Raw genomic sequence first — 26,070 nt, 5'->3', positions numbered from 1 at the left:
TGACCGGCAATGAAACAATCTTGACAAAAAACGGGAATGTGATACTATTAATGCGAATTATTCGAACCAACGGGTGTGTATTGACTCCCGGTAAGAGGCGGTAAACGGCAATAATGAATTCAAGCAAACAGAAAAAACTTACCATAAAGGATATCGCCCATCGGGCAAATGTATCCAAAGGGACGGTATCGAGGGTTATCAATGATCTGCCCGGTGTCGGTAAAAAAACCAGAGAGCGGATAAAGCAGCTTATCAAAAAGCTCAATTATCAACCGAATGCGATTGCCCAGAGCCTTGCCTCGAAGCGGACGGGAAATATCGGGGTGATCATTCCCCACGAAGCGGGTTTCTATCTTTCAAATGGTTACTGGCCGATGCTTCTCTCCGTCATCACAAAGGCGGCCGCGACCGTCGGTTATACCGTCCTGTTGTCGACTTCCAAGGTCGAGGGCGACATCGAATCGGCCTATGAATTGATGCTCAATGGTAAGCGTATCGACGGAATCATCGCGGGCTCGGAAATGCTGGGTGAAAAGCAGCTTTCCGATCTTTATCAGATGGAAATACCCTTTGTCATGGTTGGAAAAAGTCCGTATATCCCCGATTATTATGTGGATATCGATAACAGCCAGGCGGCATTCAGGCTTACCGAACACATGATCGGATGCGGTTACAGGAAGATTCTGTTTCTGGGCGGTCCGAAAAAATATACAAACGTCATCGAAAGAATTGAAGGATTTCAGAAAGCGGTTTCAAAGGCCGGCATCGACCGGTGCAAGGTCATCCATACACCGTATGAAAAACCTTCCGTCAAATCGATACTTGTCGAACAGATCGGAAGCGGATATATGCCCGAAGCGATTATTGCCGGGGCGGGCGATCTTGTTCTCTGCACGATCATGGCATTGCGCGAACTGAACCTCGACATTCCGGATCAGATAGGATTTGCAAGTTTTGATTTTCTTAGTTTTTTCAACTACCTCTCCCCCAGGATCACGGCAATCCGGCAGCCTATCGAAGAACTCGCACGTGCGGCTTTTGAGATGCTTTTTGCGTTGATCGCGGGTAAAAAGGTACTGCAAAAAGAAAGGATTCTTACCTGTACCCTCGAGATCGGTCAATCGTGCAATGAGATACTCATTGACGGCAGGGACAAATTACAAAACTGAGACAGGTTCATGTTCCGTAAGGTTTCAACGCGATGTCGTCCCTTCTCTCTGTAGGAGAGACCGTAGCGGTACAGGCATGAAAATATGAGGACATAAAACGGCGGCGGAGAAAGCCGGGTGGTTTTCCCTCTTGATTTAATAAAATTTTGTTGTTAAAATTTAGATGAACACAAGCAAAGAAGTTGTCCGGGGTGAAGAATAATGATGATCGCCTCATGGGATACGATATCGTGAAGAACGGGAACGTATCATCGCGGGACGACGGTTTATCGATACCGGAGGATGAAATAACCATTGAGTGATCACGAATACAAAGAAGAGGTTCAATATGAGGAACGCACGGCCGAACCTCCCAAATTCAAGGTGATTCTCCTTAATGATGATTATACGACCTTTGATTTCGTCATCCGTGTGCTGGTTGAGGTGTTCAGAAAACCGGAACCCGAAGCGATTCAGATTACCATGGATGTTCATAAACGGGGATACGGGATCTGCGGCATCTATACGAAAGAAATAGCAGAAACCAAAGTCGCGACTGTTCACGATATGAGTGAGAGTGCCGGTTATCCGCTTCGGTGTGTTATGGAGGAAGAATGATCAGTCAGGATCTCGAAAATGTGATCAAACGCGCCTATGAACTTGCCAAAAAACAGGGGCATATGTATCTCTGCATCGAGCACCTTCTCAAGGCGATTCTTTCGAGCAAGGAAGGAACGGCGATTATCAGAAGCAGCGGCGGCGATATTGAAGAACTGGACGGAAAAATCAACGAGTACTTCATGACATTGGAAAAGGTCGAGACACAGGGAAATGAACCGATTCAGACAATCGCGTTTCAGCGGACCCTTCACCGGGCATTCATTCATGCAAAATCGGCGGAAAAGAAAGAGGTCGAGATCGGGGATGTGCTTATTTCTCTTTTTGAGGAGGAGGATACTCATGCTCTTTCACTTCTTAAAAATCAGGGAATTTCCCGTCTCGATATATTGAAGTATATTTCCCATGGAATTTCAAAACCCGGATTCGAAAACGGAGAATACGCAGGGGGAGAAGAAAAACAGGGGGCCGCCCCGCGGTTCGGAAATGAATCGGGAAGAAAAAAGGGGAAGGATTACCTCGAGCTTTATGCGCAGAACTGGACTGAAATGGCACGGGCCGGGAAATTCGATGTTCTTGTCGGCCGAAAACAGGAACTCGAACGAACGATCGAAATCCTTTGCAGACGGACAAAGAACAATCCCGTCCATGTCGGGGACGCCGGCGTGGGCAAAACGGCCATCACACAGGGACTCGCACAGTCGATTGTCGAAGATAAAGTGCCGGATAAACTCAAGGGGTACGAGATATACGCACTCGATCTGGGAGGCATGATAGCGGGAACGCGGTTCCGGGGGGATTTCGAAGAGCGTCTCAAGGAAGTGATAAAGGCCCTTCAGTCAAAGGAGAAGGTGATTCTGTATATCGACGAGATCCACACGATTGTCGGCGCGGGCGCCGTCAGCGGAGGAAGCCTCGACGCGTCGAATATTCTGAAGCCGGCGATAACGATGGGCGGACTCAAGTGCATCGGCTCCACGACATTCGAAGAATATAAAAGCTACTTCGAGAAGGACAGGGCATTGAGCAGACGCTTTCAGAAGATCGAGATTGCAGAGCCGTCCATCGAAGAGACGGTGAAAATCCTGGAAGGATTGAAGAAGAGTTATGAGGTTTTTCATAATGTCGTGTATAAAAGGAACGCGCTGACCGCAGCCGCGGAGCTTTCTGCGAAATATATCAACGAGAAATATCTGCCGGACAAGGCGATCGATGTCATCGATGAGTCCGGCGCCCATGTTTCACTCTATTACCCCGAACGCACCCATATCACCAATCTGGATATCGAGAAGACGGTGGCAAAGATAGCGCGTGTTCCGATCAAAAGCGTCGCCCTTGCCGAAAAGGATCATCTGAAAGACCTTGAGGCAAAACTCAATGCCGTGATATTCAGTCAGGAAGAGGCCGTGCGGAAGCTTTCGACATCGATCAAACGAAACCGGGCCGGTTTGGGAAATCCCGAAAAGCCGGTCGGCTGTTTTCTTTTCAGCGGGCCGACCGGGGTCGGAAAGACCGAACTCTGCAAACAGATCGCCGGTATTCTCGGCATCGAACTGATACGGTTTGACATGAGTGAGTACATGGAAAAGCATACGGTGTCCCGTCTTATCGGTTCTCCCGCCGGATATGTTGGATTCGAACAGGGGGGACTCCTTACCAATGCGATACGGCGGCACCCGAACAGCGTTCTTCTTCTCGATGAGATAGAAAAGGCGCATATGGACATCTACAATGTCCTGCTTCAAATCATGGATCACGCGACCCTCACCGACAATACGGGAAGAAAGGCGGATTTCAGGAATGTCCTTCTCGTCATGACATCCAACATCGGTTCGCGTGAGATGAGCAGGCAGAGTATCGGATTTTCCGGCGGCGAGGAGGATTTTTTCAAGTCGAGCCCGAAACAGGCGATTGAAAATCATTTTGCGCCCGAGTTCAGGAACCGTCTCGACGATATCATCATCTTCTCGCACCTCGATACCGCCACCATTAAAAAGATCGTATGGAAGTTCATCGATGAATTGAGGGCGCAGCTCGAACCGAAGAAAATCAGCCTGGAGCTGACCGATAATGCCGAAGTCTATCTTGCAAAAGAGGGATACGATCCGGCTTACGGCGCGCGTCCCATGGCAAAGGTTATCCAGGACAGGATCAAAACCCCTCTCGTCGACGAGATTCTTTTCGGAAAACTCGAGAACGGAGGGCATGTCGTGATCGATGCCCCCCCCGGGGAAGGGCTTGTTTTTGATATCAAAGAGAAAAAGCAGTAAATTTCGATAAACCCCGACCCTTACCTCCCGCATGATATGCGCCGGTCCATTAAGTCAATTATCTTTTTTTTTATTTTTCGTCTGTTCTTAAGGGTAATAATTAATTACCTTATAGTGAATGTGATAACAAAAAGGAGGAATTATGATGAAAGCTTTATTGGTTATGAGTATTCTGGTACTATTCTCCTTTTCGGCAGGCGCCCAGACCATTCTCAATAATACCGATTCGTGGTATATGTTCAGCCTCGAGTATGAACTGGGTTTCATCAAACTCTTTCACCACACACTTCAGATAGGCGAAGGAACCACCGAGTTCGATTATATAAGCCGGGGCGGTCAGGAAATTCTCTTCCCTTTTCAGCGATTTACCGCATCCGTGACACTCTTCGATCATCATACGTTCAGGTTTCTCTATCAACCGTTCAGGATAGAGACGAAAACGCGGGTGTACGAGGATATTACCATCGATGACGTGACGTTCCCCGCCGGAACGAATCTCGATCTCGTTTACGGATTTCCTTTTTACCGGGTGAGTTATATCTACGACTTCCGGATAACGGACTCCTTTTCACTCGGCGCGGGACTGGCCCTCCAGATGAGGAATGCATCCATCATCTTCGAAGACCGGGACGGGACGGGGCTTTCGGTTAGTCAGAATCTGGGTCCGGTACCGGCAGTGGTCCTGACCGGAACGTATATCTTCCCCGGAGGTTTTTATCTTGCCGCCGATGTGACCGGTCTATACGCTTCATCGGCGATCATAAACGGCGCCGACTTCGAATTCGAGGGATCGATACTCGACGCGTCCCTTCGCGCCGGATTCCCGCTTGCCGCCGGTATTGAATCCTTTCTCAACCTCCGCTTTTTCGGGGGGAGTGCGAAAGGGACATCGGAAAATGACGACCGGCTCTGGTCGGAGAGTGTGGGTGATTATACGGCGAACTATATCGCGACCGTTACCATTACCATGGGTTTTGTGCTTAAATAACCGGTTTGTTCATCACAGCAGGGTGAACATGAAGGAAGCTGCCTTCACCATGTTCTGGCGGCGACCGGAATCAGGTTCAATCGCAAACGCACTTGCATGGGAGAAGGAATTCTAATATTATTCAAGAAAAAGCGATGCTGAAATTTCAGGGAGTAAAAAAAAGACGCGGTGCGGGTAACAGTAATTTTGCGGCTGTTTTTTCTATTATTACCTCTCGTTCTCTTGACCCCTTCCATACTGTATATCTTTGACAATACGCTGATCCTTTTTCCGAATACAAGGTACCGGAATCTCACCGAAACCTATACAAGCCCGAACAGCACCGTGGAAGATTTTCATATCGGACCGGAAAGACTTGCGCTTTCTTTTATCATAAGGGAAAAACCGGATGATGAGCCTTATCCATATGTCAGCCTTCTCATCCGCTTGAAAAGGGATAACACCTGCCTTGATCTCTCCGGTTTCGATTACCTGCTGCTTGAGACGGAAAACGTGACTGCGGGTAATGTTGTCGTTTTTATAAAAACCTTCGAACAAGGCGTCTCGAAGCCGGAGAAATCCGGCGGTCTCGACCTGCGCCACAACGAATATACGCTTTCGTTTACTCCCGATGTATCCGTGTATCGAATACATCGGGACGATTTTTTTACACCGGATTGGTGGTTCGATCTGATGAATGTCCCCGGGGGAAAACGTTTCAAGGAAACGTACAGAAAAGTGGCGGCATTGGATTTTCAGTTCATTCAAAGGGGGACCGATCCTCCGGCGGAAAGAAAGGAGGTGTTCGAGGTAAAAAGAATTCAATTCCGTAAATCCTACCCTGTTACGTATATCATTCTCAACGTCATAACAATGCTTTACGGCATGGCACTGGTTGCGGGAATCGTAATAAAGAAGGGGATTATCAGCGCAAAAAACAAACATATTGCTCCTCCGCTGAAAGAAATACCGTACAGAAAGCTGGCACTCGGAAATTATGCCGATGAGGAACTTGCCCGTGTCCTGGCATATCTCGAAGAACATTATGCGGACCCACGGATTTCCGGCAGCATGATTTCCGGGGAAACCGGCATTCCGAGAGTACATATTACTGAACTCATGAGAAACCGGTACGGCCGTTCCTGCAAGCAGATTATCAACCGGATAAGAATCACCGAAGCGAAACGTCTATTAAAAGAGACCGACCGCCGGATAACGGAGATAGCGCTGGAGGTCGGATTTAATGACATCTCCACGTTCAACAGGTGTTTCAAACAGGCGGAAGGAATGACTCCCCGTCAATACCGCGGCAGTTGACGGAAAAACGGCCGATTATACCCTACATTGACAAAAATCCCGTTATTTCTGCAAAAATGCAAAGATATTTTTACACAATCCTGTTAATTATTATCAATGATGTGAGTTTGAATCACACGGTTCGACGATATCAAACAAAATGATAAAAGGAGATAAAAAAGTGAATACCGTATTATTTCGAATTTTTCTTTGCACCCTGTTTTGCATTTCGGGGCTTTCCATACATGCGCAGGCCTCAGGCGACGTCAATGCAAGCGGAAGCATCGATATCGTCGATGCGCTGCTTGTCGCCCGGCATTATGTGGGGCTCGATCCGTCGGGATTTTCAGCGGCGAACGCGGATGTCAATTGCTCCGGCGGCATCGATATCGTGGATGCACTGCTCGTCGCACAGTACTACGTCGGTCTTATTTCGGAGTTTCCATGTCCGGCGACACCCGTGCCGGCCGCGGCGCCGGATTCAGGCGCCCTTCTCATCGGCAGATTCAACACGGGCGATCCCTCCGGCCCGAAGTTCGGCTGGAGTGCGACGACCGTAAAGGCCGGCTTTCAGGGGACCGAGGCGAGTGTCGGACTGGCATCGACCGGAGACAACTGGATCAATGTGATTATCGACGGGATTGTCCGCACGCCGATTAATGTTCCGTCGGGTACGGACGGGTCGGCTCCGATACTCCTTGCATCGGGGCTTTCATCGGGCCGGCATACCGTCGAGATCGTCCGCAGGACCGAAGCCTGGGTCGGCGACATGCAGTTTCTGGGTTTCTCGTTCGGATCGGGAACCCCTCTCCCGCCGCCTGAAGCATCATCAAGGCGAATCGAGTTTATCGGCGACTCGATCACCTGCGGGTACGGGAACGAGGGCACTGACCGGTACCAGAGTTTCACGACGAAAAACGAAAACGCGTACCTCGCATACGGTTCTGTGACGGCGCGGCTTCTCGGCGCCGATCAGATCACGGTCGCCTGGTCCGGTAAGGGAGTGATTCGCAATTACGGAGGCGACACGGACGAAGTCATGCCGGCCCTTTATGACCGGATTCTCCCCTACGATACGACGAACCTCTGGAACCCCGGCGAATGGATACCTCATGCGACGGTCGTCAATCTTTGTACGAACGATTACAGCGTCGGGATTCCCGACAGGACACAGTTCACGACCGCATACACGAACTTCGTGCGGAAAATCAGGACGCAGTATCCGCAGACCCATATCTACTGCGCGGTCGGTCCCATGCTTTCCGACGACAAACTCGCGAGTGCGAGGGATTATATCGGCTCGGTCGTCAATACACTCACGTCCGGCGGCGATTCGCGCATCCACTTCATCGAGTTTCCCGTTCAGGACGCCGCAAACGGTTACGGGGAAGACTGGCACCCCTCGGTAAAAACGCACGAACTCATGGCAAACCAGCTTGCCGCGCAGATCAGGACCGATCTCGGGTGGTAGGAGGCACTCATTGTAATATAAGGAAAAGAAAAATAAGGTATTTCCCCTTGATAATGTTTCAATAATATACTATTATGCATGTCAAACATTATGTATGAGAAACATAATGTTTGACATGCATTGTATAAGGAAAGGAATCGAATGAAACTTCCGTTTCTCGACAGACAGAAAGAATTGAAACGAATAGGGAAAGCGCTTGCTTCACCGGAAGCACAATGCGTTATTTTGTACGGGAGAAGACGCTGCGGCAAATCAAGGCTTATCCGTCATATTCTCAAAGAGCGTGATATTTATTTCCTTGCCGATCAGTCCGATAAACGTTTACAGATTAAGGCGTTGAGCGGAGAGATCGGTAAGGTAGTGCATGGTTTTTCATCCGTGGAATATCCCGACTGGAGATCCCTTTTCGATAACCTGGACAGGTTCGCCGGCGAAAGGGTTACCCTTTTTATCGACGAGTTTCCCTATTTGGTGCAAAACAGCCCGGAGCTTCCGAGTATTCTTCAGCGTTTTCTCGATCTGCCGAAAATAAACAGAATCGATATCGTCCTCTGCGGATCATCCCAGCGGATGATGTACGGATTTGCATTAAAGGCGACATCACCGCTTTACGGCCGCGCGCAACAGATCATCCATATCGAACCCCTGAAAGCGGGCTGGATATCGGAAGCACTGGGAAAAAATCCCGAAGAATCGGTCGGTACATACGCCGTCTTCGGGGGTGTGCCCCGTTACTGGGAACTGGCAAAAAATTATGAGGATACGGATACCGCAATAAAAGAGTTGATACTCGATAAAAACGGTATCCTCCACAATGAGCCCGTCAGGCTTTTGCTGGACGATATGAGGAGTACGACACAGCCGTATTCCCTGTTATACCTGATCGGAAACGGCTGTCACCGCCTTTCGGAAATAGCGGGACGGCTTATGAAACCGGCAGGCCATCTCTCGCGGACGCTTTCGTACCTTATCGATCTCGGTTATATAAAAAGGGAGCTTCCTTTCGGAGAGAACATAAAAAGCACAAAAAAAACGCTTTACAAACTCTCAGACCCCTTTCTTCGCTTTTATTTCAAGTATATACAGCCGTATAAATCAATGCTTGAAATGGATATGATCGAACCGGTTTTTTCGAAAATACAAAAGGATATAAACCATCATATCGGGGGTGTCTGGGAGGATATTGCCAGGGACTCGGTGCCCCGCCTCGACATCGGAGGGATTGAATGGAACGTCGCGGCGCGGTGGTGGGGCAAGGCCCCCGATAAAAATCCGATCGAGATAGATATTGTTGCGGAATCATTGGATAATAAAAGTCTGTTGATCGGAGAAGTGAAATGGGCGGATTCGCCGGATATTGCCTCAATTGAGACATCCCTTGAACAAAAGGCACGGTATCTGGCAGGCGATAACAAAAAGGATATCGTCTATGCCGTTTGGACAAAAAAGGCCGTATCGGGAAACGGGAAGGTTCATCAGATAACCCCGAAGACTGTTCTTGAACGGGTGCGATAAAACCGGTTATCCTGCTTTTCATTGATAATAATGTATGCTATACCATTGTATACATTCATTGGTGTACCGACAACCATTTGTTTTTATTGATTAAAAACAGGTAAATTAAATAAAAAATAAGTATTTTACAGGCACATACTACAATGGCATAATAATTTTTTTAATATTTTTACACTAAAACGGAACAGGTTTTTGTATGAATATGGCATTATTTTTTATCGGCATCTATATCGCACTTGCAATATACCACCTCCTCATATTTTCCGGCAGGAGGCGTGATTTGAGCAATTTGTTGTTCGCGTTGTTTTGCCTGTGTTACAGTTTCTTTCTCTACTGGAACTCCATCTATCAATATACCCCGTATTACCGGTTTTCCCTTTTTCATCTGGTCTATTCAGGCACCTGTATTGTTTTTGCGATGATTTTTATCTATCTTCCGCATACCATTTTCGATCTGAAGAAAACCGGGAAGAAATCGATTATTCTTTCTTCCGTACTTTTTGTTTTAGGAACCGCGTTCATTCTGCTTTTCGGGATAATCAAGCATGTCGGTTTTCTCCGCGGGCTTTACTCGATGCTTTCCGCGGCGATGCTGATCTACATCGGCATCATCCTCCATTCACTCGTTCTCAAAAAAAATATCAGGGACAGGAATGAACTGATCATTCTGATCGGTTATATTCTGCTTTCCGGTCTGCTCTTGTTCCATACACTGATACTCGCCGTCTCTCTCGAGATGGTCCCTTCCATGATTATCCGGATGTTTTTCATTGTCATGACATTCTCTTTTTCCTGGAGCCTGACGAACAATTTCAATAAAGAGCACAGGGAGCTTCTGGTACTCAAAAACTCACTCGAACAGAAAGTCCAGGAACGGACGCGCCAGCTCAAGGAGGCGAAGGAACAGAAGGAAACCTTTTTTATCAATATCGCCCATGAAATTAAGACCCCGCTCACCATTGTCTCGAACGTTTTTTCCGAGTTTTACAAATCATATGAAAGACCGGAAGAGATTTCCCTTATCAGGACGGGCCTCGAGAAAATGAAAAGGGATATCGTCAATTTTCTGGACCTCCACAAACTGGAATCCGGAAGATTTTTTTATAATCACGAACAGATTGTCGATGTCTCCGGCATGCTGAAACAGTCTGTTTCCCTTTTCAGCCGTTCCGCCGGCAGCAAGGGTATTCGTCTCGAGGTTACGGCGGCCCCTGAAGCCCTTTATACGAAAATCGATCCGTTTGCATTCGACAGGATAGCTAACAATCTCATCGAGAATTCGATAAAATACAATAACCCCGGGGGAAGGGTTTCCATTTCCCTCTCCCGGACATCTCGTGCCATTGTGCTCGAGGTATCCGATACCGGGCTCGGTATTCCAGCCGAAGTCATCGAACATGTCTTCAGGCCTTATTACCAGATATCCCACAAGAAACGTAATATTCAGGGACTGGGCATGGGGCTGGCGATCGTCAAGGAGATATGCGATGATATCGGCGCCGGTATTTCACTGGAAAGTAAAGAGAACGAGGGAACACGCATCGCCATCGGTTTCCGGCCGTATGAAAAAAAGGAAACCGATACGGTTTCGACCGGCGCGATAACCGGCAGCGATGCGGGGGCGCCGGAAGACAGACCGGTGACCGGGGATTCCCGGTCAAACGGCGAGCGGCCAACGGTATTGCTTGTCGAGGATAATGAAGACCTGCTTTCGTTTCTTGTGCAAAAACTGAACAATGAATACAATGTCGCCTGCGCGCGAAACGGGAAAGAGGGATTGGAGGAAATCGGCCGGATGGAAAGCCCCCCTGATATCATCATTTCGGACATCATGATGGACGAAATGGACGGGCAGACCTTCCGGACAAAAATAAACGAGAATACCGCATATTGCTCCGTCCCCTTTATTTTCCTGACGGCCCAGTCGTCGCACCAGACCAAACTCCAATGCCTCGCCGACGGCGCGGTGGATTACATCATCAAGCCGTTTTCCGTCGATGAATTGCGATACAAAATCGCCTCGCTTATCAGGATGCGCAGGGCATTGAGTGAAAAGAACCTGGAAGAAGTGAAAAAAAGGGTGGACCGGCATATTAAAGACAGGCTGCAAAAGCAGGTCGACGAATCCTTTCAGACGGTCAAAGGGCATGTCTATACCCGTCTCGGCATTTCCGACCAGGAAATACGGGTCATTGCCATGCTGAAACAGGGACTCCTTTATAAAGAGATCGCGGCGAACCTGCACGTCTCGATCAACTCCGTGCGGACATACGTTCGCAGAATCCACAAAAAACTCGATATCAATTCGACGGCCCAGCTTTTCGAAGCATTGTCCTGATCCCCGTCGCATCATTTGTCGCATTTCCAGATATGGCGGAACGATATAAATGTGTGTTACGTTTTACATCGGTCTATAAAACTATGTCATAGTTTTTATGTATGTATTTTTAATTTTATCAATAGAAGGAGAAACAAGGATGAAAGTGACGATGTTCAAAACGGTGAGTCCTTTTTTATGTGCCCTGCTGGTTCTGTTTTTTGCGGCGGCCGGCTGTGATGTCACGGAAGACAGTCCGGCAAAAAAGGATACCGCGGTCGAAACCGAGGGGCCTTCAATTGCGGAGGAAGACAGCGGACAAAGCCAAATCGTTTCCGGAACAAGGGGCTCGACCCCCACGAAAATAGTCGCCCTCGTATGGGACGGGGCGGCGAATGAAAAGAGAATCGACCGGGCGTTTTACGCGGCCATGGACAATGTATCGGGCTGGAGTGCCTGGCGGAAGTACTGGCTGTCAGGCGGATACGACATCGGGGACGCGAAGAACAGGGTGAACGATATGGTGAACGCTTACGGGGTGTCCAAATCGCAGCTTATCTGTCTTTTGATCGGGAAAAGCCTGGGCGGCGCGAAAACCTACAGGATGATCGCGAAGAACGAACCCTTTTTCGACGATTTCGCGCGGGTCGCCGTGGTCCTCGTCGATCCCCATGAACCCGGCGCGCCGGGTGACGAGGGACGGTGTAATTACTGGTACGACTACGTCAAGTTCAGATGCCACAGTTCCGACTGGAACGGTAATTACGACCTGGCCTGGCAGTCGGCATGGAACGATATGATTATCAACGGAAGACTGGAGTTCTACAATATTTTCCAGCGCAGCCACTGGCCGCGGGGATACATGTTCACCGACGCGGGGTATTACTACCGGCATATCATCGACCATTATGCGATCGCCGATTGCGCGGATACCATCCGGATCATCGGATACGCGGTCAAGTTCATTCTCAACAAATAACCGGAAGGGTTACTTTTTTTAAAGGAGGAAGAAGCAATGAGAAAGGCATCGATTATTTTAACTGTTTCAATTACGGCACTCGTTGTTTTTATTTCGGGCTGCGATATGGATGTTGCCCGGAACGATACGGGCGCCCGAATACCCGCAAAGCCGGGCGAGTCCGTCGATGAAGGGGGGCAGGGCGCGACGGAATATGTAAAAGACTCGCGGCTGAACCTGGTTCCCGTAAAGGCGTACAAAAACACGGGGATGGGGACCCCCGTCGAGTACTATTATTATTCCGCGCAGACGATGCACGAGACGTGGAGCGACGGCACCCGGATCACGGATTCCATATCGAGTATCCATGTGCCCGAGAACAGGGAAGCGATCATTTACCGTTATGCCGACTACAAGGGGGATTACAGGCTGTTGACGGAAAACTCATCGCCGTCCCATTTCTGGAACCTGAAAAACATAACAATGAGCGGGGACATGAACTGGGACAACAGGGTCAGTTCAATGGAAGTGCGGAAGAAAATCACCATTCCGTCGAAACTGGACTATATCAAATCCGAACCGAAAGATTCCGAGTTCGGCGGCGATGTGAATGTGAATGAAGTACAGGGGATAGCCAACAATGGTTCCTACTGGTATATCTGCAACAGGACGAGGATATACCGGTGCAATCAAAACGACATCACCTATGTTCATGGAAGTACCAGCGCGGGCAGTCTCCCGTCCGCAATCGACGACTACAACCATTTCGGGGATCTCGCCTATTATGACGGACGTCTTTACGTCCCGCATTATAAAAAGGATTCGAGTAAAGCCTCCGTGGTGGTGGTATACGATTATCTGCTTCGGTATCAAACCTATGCGTATTTTCCCACAAACATTCAGGCAAAGGCGGCCTGGGTCGCGATCAATCCGGTAAACGGCCTGATTTATTCCACCGACGACTATAAGGTACTCAAGGTGTATGACAGCAGCATCCCCTACGCGGGCGCAACGCTTACGTATCTGTTTTCCGTCAGTCTCGACTTCGGAAGTCTGGGGCACAGCGACGGGTCCTGGTGGAACGGTGTCTGGAACCAGGGCGGCGAGTTCGGACCCGACGGACTGTTCTACTATGTCCTGGACCACAAAAGCGATGAAGACAGCGCGTACACGGGATTCTATATCTTCAAAATAACGGGAAGAAAAGGGACGGCCAAATGGCGTGCCAATATCAAATACGATCCCGACTACGGGGACGGGTGGAAAAGAGACAGCGAACTCGAAGGGATCACCTATTTCGACAGGGGAAGTGCGAGCAAGTACCCCGGTCAGGTGCATGTTCTCTACCTTCATAATGAAGCGGATGAAGACGACTGCTGGCTGATGCATTACGCGACGAAGTAACGGTAACTACCTTATAACGGAAAGCCTGACGGGGCGGAAGCGCCGTCAGGCTTTTTTTAAACTTTATAAGATTTCTGTATGATTAGCATTAAGAAAATTTCTCACAGAGTCCGCGGAGATCACAGAGAAAGAATTTAATTTTTTTTCCTCCGTGTCCTTTGGTGCGCTTTATGAGAGATTCCCTTTTCTCATACAAGTATGCAAAAGGTTTGCCGGGAAACAGCCTTCTTTGACAAGCCTTGTATCCGGGACGATGACGGATGCCACCGCTGCCGTTATAATATTTTTTGATAAACTACAGATCGCCCCGCGTTTTTTACTTCATACAGTCACCTCGACAACAAAAACGAACAGCCGCTTTTTCGATTTCCCTTGCCCGTCATTCTCTTCCCCCGGTCATGTATAAAAAAAGACACGGATTCACACGGATTAACACCGATGTCTATTCAATCCGTGTCTGATTACTTCAATAATCATTATTCCATGATCAAAAAAATCAAAGGCCCCGGCATAAATTTTTGATTTACAACAGGATTTATTAATGTTATGATATCCTATAAAAAAGGAGTAAATAATTATGAAAAAATATTCTTTTATTGTACTTCTTATTCTTTGTTCGGTATATCTTTTATCTCAGACACCCGCACCAACCGGAGTCGTTCTATCCAAAACCAATTTTGTTATCGAACACCCGCAATCCGCTGCGACTGCAACGGTTCTGGATTGTTCAACAGGAGGATGGGAGCTTCATGGCTCTTCCGACTGGTTATCGGTTTCTCCTGCATCGGGAATAGAGGGAGAAGCAATCACGCTCACCGTGGACTGGAGTTATTTTTCATCAGCGGAGACATTAACGGGATTTGTTACTATTTTAGATATAGAAAGCAGTGTCACAAGTGTTATACAAGTTCAAGCTGTTAATTCAACAGTGCTTTCAGGTGATGTCAATTATGACGGCTCGGTTAATATTATCGATGCCCTTTTAATAGCCCGATACTATGTGGGATTTATTCCTGAGAATTTTGTCGTCGACTGGGCGGATGTCAACGACGATGGGGCAATCAATATAATCGATGCGCTTCTGGTTGCCCGATTTTATGTCGGTCTTATTGATCGATTCCCCAGCCAGGATCCGATAATTGTATTCAATGACCCGAATCTGGAAAAACGGATCAGGAGTGTTTTAAGCAGGCCGTACGGAGACATCCGCGCAAGTGATGTGAAGGATTTGACAAGACTCACAATCGGCGGCACCGGTGAAATATATGATTTAACGGGACTGGAGCATTTTACTTCATTAACATATCTGGAGCTTACCAGGCACCAGATAAGCGATATCTCGCCCCTGGCAAGCTTGACTTCATTAACCGATCTCTGGATTACCAATAATCCTGTAAGTGATATTTCGCCCCTGGCTGCCTGCCGCTCATTAACAAAAATATTTATCCAGAATTGCCGGGTCAGTGATATCTCTGCCCTGGCAAACCTGACATCACTGACATATATTTTTCTTGACGATAACCAGGTAAGCGACCTGTCTCCACTGGCCGGTCTTCCTGCAATAGAATATATAGGCTTTAATAACAACCGGATAAGCGACCTGTCCCCCCTGGCTGATTGTACCACGTTACTTCATATATCTTTTAGCGATAATCTGATAAGTGATCTTGCTCCAATAGCAGAATTGGCTGCATTAACAAGGATTGGGTTTAATAACAACCAGATCAGTGATCTATCCGCTCTGGCCGACCTCGATTCATTGGAGATTATTAGCATCAAGAATAACCGTATAAGTGACCTGTCCGCTCTTGCGGGCAAGCGTGTATTGACAGATATCTATATCGATGATAACCGGGTAAGTGACCTGTCCGCTCTTGCAGACTGTATTTCATTGGAAACATTCAAGGCACTTAATAACCGGATCAGCGATCTGTCTCCTCTTGAGGGCCTGCCGTCATTAGTCTATATATATCTTGATAATAATAACATAATCAATCTTCCGCCTTTCCGGAATTCAAGTCGTATATATGCTCTTCATTTGGACAACAACCTGATAAGTGATATTTCACCGATAGGAAACAGGGATTCAATCGGCAGCCTCCATCTCGGCAATAACCGGATCAGCGACATCTCGTCTCTTTCAACCATCGCTTCCATGTCCGAGTTATACCTTAACAATAATGCCGTCAGTGATGTCGCTTCCCTTGCCCATTTTACATCCATGGAATTTCTCGAGCTTGCAGATAATCAAATTACCGATATTTCGCCCCTTTCCGGTCTTACGGTATTAAAATCTCTGGTTCTTTCGAACAACGACATCAGCGACATCTCAATCATTCCCGGCCTTGCTGTCTTATATATACTGGATTTGTCGGGTAATACTATCAGCGATTTATCCCCTTTGGCCGCCGCCTCTCTGGTTCGACTGGAAAGCCTTCATCTTTCAAACAACAATATCAGTGATGTATCCGCGTTCGCGACTGCAAAGCTGCCCTCATTGGAACGATTATGGCTTTCCGATAATACTATCAGCGATATTTCTTCACTGGCCGGACTGACAAGGTTACTCGAGCTTTATCTTCTCAATAATACGTTAGACGCAAACGCGGAAGGTGTTATTCGGTCACTGGAAGCCGGCGGCACAACTGTATATTACTAAGCGCGAAGCGAGGGGCGTTCATGTGTACTGAACGGATAGCGCCGGGCGGGGTTTTTTTTAATCGCAAAATACTGATATACTCCCGACATAATACCGGGCGATGATGAGGGCGTCGACTATATTTATAGTGCCGTTACAATCGGTATCAGCCGCAACGGGATTGAAGTTTGAAGGATCCAGACCGACATAGTACTGCGCCGTCTTTAGGGCATCGATAATGTTTATTGCACCATCGCCATTTACATCTCCCAATACCATTTCAGCCTGTTCTATTTCGATGACAATATTATTTGTTGCTTCTATGTTGCCTGCATTATCGGTACTGTAATATGCTATTGTGTACATTCCTTCCGCGGTAAACGTATAAGACAAGTCACCGTTTGAAACAGCTTCCTCATTTATCGTCACGACAGTCTCATAAACGCCGCTTGATGAATCGCTTGCCGACCATTCACATGTCAAGCCTGTTTGTGCCGAGAAAATCTCCGGGCCGCCGGTTAATTGAATATTTGTATCCATTTGTGTTTCCGGCGCCGTATTGTCGATATAGAATGTGCCGAGATTTTTTTCTGTTTGATTATTAACGTTGTCTTCCGAAATTATTGTAATCTCAGCAAATCCTTCATCTTCGACTTGTATATATAGATACTGATTCTTATATAGTTCTTCCTGTGAAATCCATTCATCATCATTTATTTTATATTCAAGACGTGCTATCCCTGATTTTGGAAATCCCGACTCATTACAATAGACTATAATAATATTTTCAGAGGATATGAAGGTCGTTGTTTCCGCTACATAGTGTGTTTTGATAATCGTATGGGACAATTCCGGCGGTGCTGTGTCAACGTTAATGATTGCTATCGATTCTTCGCTTATATTACCCAATGAGTCTTCCGCATAATAGTGAAATTCATGAACACCGGCCGGCAGTGTTACCGGTTCAATATATACTTGCATATCATTATATGGACTGGAATGGGAAAAATATATGTTTGTAATCGATGAATATTCGGATTCCGTCGATGCACTCAAAACAATACTGTTTTCGTTATTAACGAAGTATTGCATGCTTTCGGTATAGTTAATACAATTGAATTCGATATTCACTTTTGGTTTGCGGTTGCATACAATTACATTTCTCGTTTCTTCATTATAATTGCCCGCACTATCTGCCGCTAGAAATCTTAATTCAAGTTCAAATGTATCGTTTATTACCGTTCCCGAATTCCATTCCGTATTAATATAAGATTCATTCCCTGATAGAAGTAAATTCTCCTCACCGGAATCTATTGAATAATAAATATTATACTCATGAAATTCTGTTTCTTCGATGATATCTGCTTCTATATGGATTTCCCCTGACAATATATCGGCGTGATTTGGACTCATGATATTGATTTGAGGCGGCGTTCTGTCAATATATATATTTTCAATGAGCTGATTATTGTTGCCGGACTTGTCGATTGCAGAGATTATCAGGTCATACCTGCCTTCGGATAAAACGGAAGGATTGAATGAAAATAATTCAATTATATTTTCTGATTCATCTTTCTTTATGGTATTATAATCAGAATCAATTAATTCTATTGACATCATCTCCAGATTTTGTTCATGGATATTTAATTGTATATCTACATTGTTTTGATTTGACAATATGGCTGTAAAATCATTCAGGAATATTTCAGGGATGCTGTTGTCGATGGTGAAGTCGTTTATTCTTTCCTGTACCCATGTATCATCGGAAGCTTTCAAAGTAATTAATAGTTGATAAGCCCCTTCTTCCAAATCTGCTGTATAAAAAGATGCTTCATTATCATCAACAGGTAGTAGACCAAGGTCAACTGTATCGACTATTTCATTTCTGCAATTAATCATAGTGAATTCAACGAATGCAGGTTGCAATAGTGAGAAATTTACGTAAAGATGTTTCGTTTTTGAACAAAAAGGATCAGGTATATCATATGAAAGAAGATAATGGTTGCTGCTTTGTTGAGGATAGAAATCAACCATGTGATTTTTATAATTACCGGCCTTGTCCCATGCTTCAAGCCTCAGTGTATGTCGATGTCCTTTTACTAAATAACATGTATCAAGACAATATATATTTCCATCGATGTTTCTGTCAAATTGAGTGATAAGATATTTACCGATATTATCCTGATCTATCAAAGATAAAGTGAAACGGTCTATATTCGCGTCGTCGATTATGCCCCGTATATATAAAATTTCATCTGTGGGGAGGCTGTCATGTAATGGATACTGGATTTCTGCATAAAGATTTCCTCCTGTAACCGGATGAGAAACATCGAATTGCCGTGAAAAAACAGCTCTAAAATATCTATTACCATCCGGATCGGGTTTTTTCGAAAGCAACCATGCAGCAATAAAACCATCCGCAGATGGACATAACACAGGATTATACGTGTCCATAGTTGATGTATTTAGAATTATTTCCCGACCCACAGGCGCAAAGCTTTCATCGATACGTCTTGCCGCAATACGCCAGTTTAACGTATACCATGCGACAATAAAACCGTCATCGATTTTTATGGCATCAGGTCCGCTTTCATCGTAGCTATGATTATAAAATTGATCGTTTATAATAATTTCTTTTCCTGTTTTATGCCCGTCATTATCCAATTGTACCGCCGTAATATAAGAACCTGTAAATGGTCCCACCACAATAAAACCCGCGTTCGATTTTATCAATTTCGATTTTATTTTATCGCCGGTATATATCTCAATCAAATTTTCGGATAGAGGATCGTCTTGTTCTATTTTTTTTACATATGTCTTGTAGTAACCAGGGTTATTTTCCTGCTCGGATTGCCATAAAGCCATAATTCCGCTTCCAGTTGTTTCGGCTGATACAAATCCTGTCGTATTTTCTGTAATTATATGCGGATTATTTATTGCTTTGAAATATTTATCAAAAAATTGCACAAAAAGTGTATTTCCATCTTGATGCGTCCATAATAATGCGTAACCGTCATCTGTTTCTGTACATGCTATACCCTTAACTTTATAACTTGAGTCTGCGATTCTTATTAATTCCAGTTTTTCTCCTATTTCTTTACCGGAATCATCAAATTGTTGTGCTTTTAAAATATCGAAGTTGAAATTTACATCAGTCTCAAGCCATATAATGACAAATCCATCCGGCGTTTTTGAAATAAAATATTCACGCGAGAAGCCATATGAATCCGGAATTATGCTTATTTGCTTGCTTTTTGGAACACCTGAATCGTTATATATTATTACGTTATGAATTTCGTTATCAAGATCATTCCATGCGATGACATGGCCGCCATCGATTTTTACTGTTTTCAAATCTTCGATAAAAGTATCCGTATCATCATCAACCTGATATTCATTATAACCTGTTATTCCTTCGTTATTTATTTCATCTACTGATTTGTTGTTGTCAACAATGACCGGAATTTTGCATTCACCAAAGCTTCCGTATATATCTATTGCTTCGATGATAATGGCATATCTACCGTCTTCTGCATAATTGTATTCATAATCCATTCCATCCCATTGCAGCTGCAATTCATTTCCGCATGTAACATTAAGGCCGGAAATTATTGCATTTATTTCTCTTTCTTTTTTGTCTACTATTCGTGCTGAAACATTTACATCTTTATTAAAATTTATTGTGAGATCCAATGAATCCTGCACGCCAATACTTGACGGTTCGTCGGGTGATATGTAATAAATTGATTGTTCACCGGTAATTTCAATTTCAACAGGTGATGCATCAAGAATAAAATAAGAACTTTGTTTTTGTGCAGGAGAACCAGGCATCCCGATTGATGCAGCCTGAACCATGAAACAATAATTGCCGTCAGGCACCATTTGGTTTTGAGAATTATATCCGTCCCACTCGATTTCATTTGTTCCATCGGAGAAGATAACATTATCGATGAGTGTTATTATATGATTGTTCTTCTCGTCATATATATAAGCACTTATCATGGATGTTTCACTGAGATTAAATTGAGATTTGATCTTGTTTGCCGTGACACTATGGGGGCTAAATCCGCCTGAGAGAAGCGTTATATCACTAAGCTCCAAATCGTTATCATTTATACTGAAATATGCGGCTGACGTCACAGGCTTTGCATTTCTTAGAATTAAAGCAGGAGGCACTATTTTAAACGCGACACAGTAATAACCATCAGGTAAGTCTGTATCTGTTATCGTTTCAGTATAATCGCCTTGAATAATTTTAATTTTATTGACAACATTTTCCCACTCAATATCATTAAAATCTCCTGGTTTTACAATAGAAATAGTGAGAAATCCATTTTCAATAATTCTATAATTATAATCGATTGTTTCCGAGTTGCTTATTTCAGTGTACTCATCATTAAGTATCTCGACACCTTGAAAGTTGAGAACATCGACAGATACACTCGATATTAATGAATCATTAAATATAAACTCTATCTCATATGCTCCATACGGCACGATATTCCCATCATTATCCTTGCCGTCCCAATAACTCCTGAAATGTGAAGCTTTATTTGAGAAGGATGAGTATTTGTTTAGTAATGTAATCGCTATGTCATTACCTGTAATATTAATTTTCGCATTTCCTTCTCCCAAAAAACTTATATCGATAGCCAAGCCCTTATAATTTTCGTTCACGCAATCCGGATAGAGAAATGAATCCTGAGTACTGAAGCCGCATAACCCTGGCCGTAAAACAAATTCATATGCCCCCCATGTATGTGAAATATACATGCTATAACTCCCCGGCGCAAAACACAAATCGGTTGCGTCTGTGCCGACAGGATGTTCAGGATCGTGCCAGGAACAAATATATTCAAGTTCGGGATTGAATATATGGATTTTTTGATTTGCTGTGTCCAATACATATATATTTTTATATGGCCCTATATTTATATTTTCAAGCCATGTGTCGGACGCGAACTTCGTCGAATATGAAGATAAACCGAGCGATGTACTGTCGATAACGAAATAGTCGATAAGATTGCCTGTTTCGTCCAGTTTTATAATTGCCGCATGATTGAAAATCATATAAATATAACCGTCACTGACAGCCATGCCGGACGCATATCCCCATGTTGAAGAGCTTTTATTATAATATGACGTATAACAGAATTTTGTATCCGGGAAATTTATGAAAGTATCAATTGCGGTTGAATATTTATATATTTTTTTTTCATTTATATCCAGAATATACAGGCAATCGTCTTCACCGCAACAAATGTCTTGAATATATGAAAACTCAAAATCTATTTTACCCTCCGGTTCGAAACCAAGGCTGTTTTTGTTCCAGAAATAGATTTCGTTACTAATATTGTCGACAACGTAAATTCTTCCCGATTTGGTCAAAGCGACTTTTCCTGCAAAATCGAGAAACCGTTCTTCATTTGAAGAATTATATGCATAACAATCCGCGTGTCCTGTATCGTCGAGATAAAAGCCCACATTATAACCGTCATCGATTATGGAAGCATAATAATAGCTGTTGTCATACTCGTTTATATCTATCGCATATACGCTGTTTATAAAGTCATATGTTACATTATATTCATCCTTTATATGCTGGTTGTCTATTTTTCTTTCATATTGGAAAAGAGATGTATCAATTGTTTGCTGTCCATGCAGGAAATAGCCCGATAATATATATAAAAAAAATAATATGTGTTTTTTCATTACTTTCTGCCGCTTTCTTGAATATCTATTTATAATTATAAACAAGACAACTATTTATCTGCATTAACAACATTATGACCTTTATAATTTTTTTTCAGCAAAGATTATAAAGACGTATTAAGAGGCAGATAAATATATCAAATTCATAAATTATTTATTATCACCTTTTTCGATTATCGTTATCTTTTATTTTGACTCATTTAGATACATTTAACTATGTTTGCACAAGGGCGATCATATCATAATAATATATTAAAGTCAAGTATCCAAATAAAAATATTTAGAGAAAAATATATTTTTATATTGACAGCTTATTATAAAATATGATAAACTAACACTAATTTTTATAAAAATGGCGTTAATATAGTAAACATTGAAAAGCCGGAATAAGAAAAGACAGAAAGAATATATATATTTTTATAATAAAGAAAAGAGAGTGTCGATTTTGTAGTACGTTTTACTAATATAGAAGAATTCCGTCTATAAAGAAGGACAAATTTTATAATTCTATAAGGAATAATATTATTGAAAAATAAAAAATCTTTATTTATTAAGCAAATTGCTGTTTTCATGCTGTTTGTTTCTCTCTTCTCCTGTTACTTTCTAGGAATAACTACACGGGCAGAAAGGACAAAGCCTTTTGGACCAACATTAAATGATGTTGACATGTATTACAGGCAAATTTTCCCTGAAAAGCGAAGGACGAGGCATATAGGTTTTATAAAAAATAACGGTGAATATGTGATGGATGATTTTGACGGGGATGGCATCATAAACACGGAAGACCCATATCCGCTTGATGCCTGTTATCCCGGTAATTTTATAAAAAGCGTCGATATTCCGTTAATAGGCAATTATGATTATACCGAAGCCGATTTTGATATCTATACAATTACCGGTAACAAAGTGTTGACACTTGGTACCATCGGATTCAATATCAATGATTACCTTGAAAATTTCTGCAAGGCTTTACTGGATGAAAATTATAATGAAAATGGCAGTTCGTATTATTCTGATACGCAAAGAATAAATCTTGGTTTTTCGCAAAACAATGAATTAAAATTATATATCTCTAGTCTTAATAATAAATGTGACGCTGAAAGCCTTTTATATGAATTGCTTGATAACGGGAATTATTATGACAGGGATTATAAACAGGGCTACGAACAATCGAATTTACCGAATGAAAGTATAATTAATTTAGGTAAAATAGTGGAATTATTCGGAAAGAAAGAGAATCCGGGATATACATTACAGGAATTGGTAAAAGGATTATACTATTTTCTCACAGGAAAAGAATGTGAATATAGTACGGATATTCTAAAATATTTCGAGGGAGAGGGCGGAAGAGACCCTTATTTCAGGCTGGATTCCGATGTACTCAAACGTTTCGGGCTTCCCAATGCAAGCAATGATTCATTATGGGATTATTTAAGTTATGACACCGTCGTTTTTTCTTCCATCTATGATAATGATATAATATGGCCTATAAAGTGTACGGGACTACATAACCATATTCTTTATTCACCTTATCTTGATTATTTTTATACAAATCATTGTGAGGAGAATTATTCACGTTATATGATCGAATTTAACAATTCGGAACTCGATCTGGAACGTATGGTTGCCATAAAAGTACTATTAGAAAGAAAAAAAACTTTTCCCGAAGATATTTATACTGCAAAGATATTCATCAGCGGTAAAGACGTGATACGGCTTAATGATCTTGATCCTACCGGAGGAGAATATATAAAGTTTATTAATTTAAATGAATCAGGTTTCAATGTCATGTCAGACAATCAAATAATCTATGATATTAAAAAAGATGACGGCAACTTCAAATACCATATTTATAAATTGTTTGGAGATACCAATGACGATGACATAATACACAATGAAAAGCTCGAGAAAGAGATTTATTCCTTTTTCTTTTTCCTTATACCGCATAAAGAAAATTTGCCTGAAATAAATCAAAAAATTGTACAAAAAATATCTGGATCATTAAATGGACATGATAGTATTCCTTATAAAATTGTCGTTCCCGATAATGAAATCTACGATGATTTGGAAATAACGGTTACTTGTCCGGGAGGAGTAACTGACTTCGATATTTATATTCAATATGAATCCTTACCCGTAATTAATAACGGCGTTGTTACTGATTATTGTGCATATGGGAAAAATACTGGTGACGACAAGGTAAATATTACTTTTCCGTCAAGCGGTACATGGTGGGTATTGGTATACAACTTTTCAGGAAACCCGGGAACTTACGTACTTGAAATGACGTTAACCCCTGATTCCGCTCCTGCCGCTAACGCTGACTGGGCGTTTATCGGCAGTACCGTTCATTTCTGGCCTCCCGCAGACCGTAATACAATCGTCGCAAAAGTTGACGGCAATCACAATATTACGGAAGGACCTTACGTTTTGCCGTATGAATACCTCTGTGATCCCGGCAAATTTACAAAAGACAGCTGTTTGATTGATGATAATATAAGTCCGTTCGATCCCCCAATATACAAACTCGACCTGACGATTTCAAAATTACTAAACCTTTTCACCATTGATGCGAATGAAGACGAAAAACTGCTGTTTGTCCAGGGGGCATACGGTCTTGAAGCATATGATCAGCCCGCCATTGAACAGCTTGAAAATACATATCTTTTCATGAAGGATGATGAAAATATTTATTTTCCCCTCACCGATCATTGCTTGAAAATAGATGGACTTTCGGATACGAATGAAAACAACCGTGTTGTCAATAAATTTATCGATGATTTTAACGCGAATGCATACATTTTTTCTTTCGATCATGTCTGCGGAGTACAGGGATGGGCATCTGTCGAATTACCGGTAAGCAATTACTATCACGATCTGAAAACATATGCACATATCGTCAACAAGGTTTTGTTTACCGTTAAAGGTATTGTTCCTCCCCCGCGTCCGTCAGGTCTCGTCCTTGAAGTGACGGAGCCCGAAACGGATGTTTTCAATATCATCATTGATTGGGAATATTCGAGTGAAGACAAAATCACCCACTTCAGGATTGAAAGAAAGACCGGCGATGAAGATTTTACAACAATAGCGGATGAAATCGGCGTGAGTACAAGGCGTTTTACCGACACCAATATTCTTTCGAATACGGAGTATTCATACAGGGTCCTTTCCGTCAATTGCGCAGGCGCCGTCGCCACATCTGTCCAAAGTATAAAAACACCCCAGACAATCCCGGCTCCTCCTTCTGATTTAAGCGCGGCCGCCGTTTCCCACAAACGGATACGTCTCGCCTGGAACGACAATTCACACAATGAAAATGGTTTCAAAATAAAGCGGAACGATCTCGAAGAAGACATCGTTATTAATGAAGCGAACGTGACGACGTATCAGGATTCGTATGCATTGCTGCCGGAGACCTCATACACCTATACCGTCCGCTCCTTCAACGAGCTTGGCGATTCACCTGAAAGCGCGGAAGCGGCCGCGACGACACTCGGTTCGGAATTATCCCCGGAAGTGGCCGGAATAAGCTGCGACATCGTGTTTCAGCAGGATATGTACGGCATCCCCGACCGCTGGATACCGAACACCAATGAACTCTGCAGGCCGTTCTCCGTCGTTATCCGGGGGAGGGACGCGGACAATGGAATTTTCGAAATACCGGAAAATCTCGGCGTTTCCGTTATCGCACCCGAAGACCCCTTCTGGCAGGAAGGCGATGAAGACGAAGCGGGAAGCAACATTCACCGGAACAAG

13 protein-coding genes are annotated in these 26,070 nt (G+C 43.8%); 12 read left to right on the top strand and 1 reads right to left on the bottom strand.

Annotated features, from left to right (window positions below; translation table 11 throughout):
* Window positions 1-113 precede the first annotated feature (113 nt).
* The 11 genes from JW881_15995 (at window position 114) to JW881_15945 (ending at window position 16,623) form a co-directional block, all read left to right on the top strand.
* A complete protein-coding gene (locus JW881_15995; protein MBN1699021.1) occupies window positions 114-1,169 on the top strand; it encodes a LacI family DNA-binding transcriptional regulator in 1,056 nt (351 codons plus the stop codon).
* Between the two features lie 294 nt (window positions 1,170-1,463).
* The gene (locus JW881_15990) at window positions 1,464-1,766 is read left to right on the top strand and encodes an ATP-dependent Clp protease adaptor ClpS (GenBank protein ID MBN1699020.1); all 303 of its coding nucleotides are present in this window, start codon (window positions 1,464-1,466) and stop codon (window positions 1,764-1,766) included.
* Window positions 1,763-4,036, top strand: coding sequence for an ATP-dependent Clp protease ATP-binding subunit ClpA (clpA, locus tag JW881_15985; GenBank protein ID MBN1699019.1), 2,274 nt, complete (start codon window positions 1,763-1,765; stop codon window positions 4,034-4,036). The genes JW881_15990 and clpA overlap by 4 nt, the downstream gene beginning before the upstream one ends.
* Before the next feature lie 145 nt (window positions 4,037-4,181).
* Window positions 4,182-5,024: a hypothetical protein gene (locus JW881_15980; GenBank protein ID MBN1699018.1), complete on the top strand. Its 843-nt coding sequence runs from the start codon at window positions 4,182-4,184 to the stop codon at window positions 5,022-5,024.
* 324 nt (window positions 5,025-5,348) lie between these two features.
* Window positions 5,349-6,320 carry a helix-turn-helix transcriptional regulator gene (locus JW881_15975; GenBank protein ID MBN1699017.1) on the top strand — a complete coding sequence of 324 codons (972 nt, stop codon included), beginning with the start codon at window positions 5,349-5,351 and terminating at the stop codon, window positions 6,318-6,320.
* 160 nt (window positions 6,321-6,480) lie between these two features.
* Window positions 6,481-7,770 (top strand): hypothetical protein, encoded by a 1,290-nt coding sequence (locus tag JW881_15970; GenBank protein ID MBN1699016.1) that lies wholly within the window; start codon window positions 6,481-6,483, stop codon window positions 7,768-7,770.
* A 141-nt stretch (window positions 7,771-7,911) separates the two neighbouring features.
* Entirely contained in the window at window positions 7,912-9,285 is a 1,374-nt protein-coding gene (locus tag JW881_15965) for an ATP-binding protein (GenBank protein MBN1699015.1), read from the top strand.
* A gap of 196 nt (window positions 9,286-9,481) precedes the next feature.
* Window positions 9,482-11,623: a response regulator gene (locus JW881_15960; protein ID MBN1699014.1), complete on the top strand. Its 2,142-nt coding sequence runs from the start codon at window positions 9,482-9,484 to the stop codon at window positions 11,621-11,623.
* 139 nt (window positions 11,624-11,762) lie between these two features.
* On the top strand, window positions 11,763-12,581 hold the full coding sequence (locus JW881_15955) for a hypothetical protein (GenBank protein MBN1699013.1): 819 nt from the start codon (window positions 11,763-11,765) through the stop codon (window positions 12,579-12,581).
* Between the two features lie 36 nt (window positions 12,582-12,617).
* Window positions 12,618-13,964, top strand: a complete 1,347-nt coding sequence (locus JW881_15950) for a hypothetical protein (protein ID MBN1699012.1) — start codon at window positions 12,618-12,620, stop codon at window positions 13,962-13,964.
* 577 nt (window positions 13,965-14,541) lie between these two features.
* A complete protein-coding gene (locus JW881_15945) occupies window positions 14,542-16,623 on the top strand; it encodes a leucine-rich repeat domain-containing protein (GenBank protein ID MBN1699011.1) in 2,082 nt (693 codons plus the stop codon).
* Between the two features lie 57 nt (window positions 16,624-16,680).
* Here JW881_15945 and JW881_15940 read toward each other — a convergent pair whose 3' ends face one another.
* Window positions 16,681-22,314: a hypothetical protein gene (locus tag JW881_15940; GenBank protein MBN1699010.1), complete on the bottom strand. Its 5,634-nt coding sequence runs from the start codon at window positions 22,312-22,314 to the stop codon at window positions 16,681-16,683.
* A 744-nt stretch (window positions 22,315-23,058) separates the two neighbouring features.
* Here JW881_15940 and JW881_15935 point away from each other — a divergent pair.
* The coding region (locus tag JW881_15935; GenBank protein ID MBN1699009.1) for a fibronectin type III domain-containing protein at window positions 23,059-26,070 on the top strand (3,012 nt) is incomplete at its 3' end.

The organism is Spirochaetales bacterium (assembly GCA_016930085.1).
Classification (GTDB): Bacteria; Spirochaetota; Spirochaetia; order SZUA-6; family JAFGRV01; genus JAFGHO01.
This window is presented reverse-complemented; position numbering and strand designations above follow the sequence as displayed.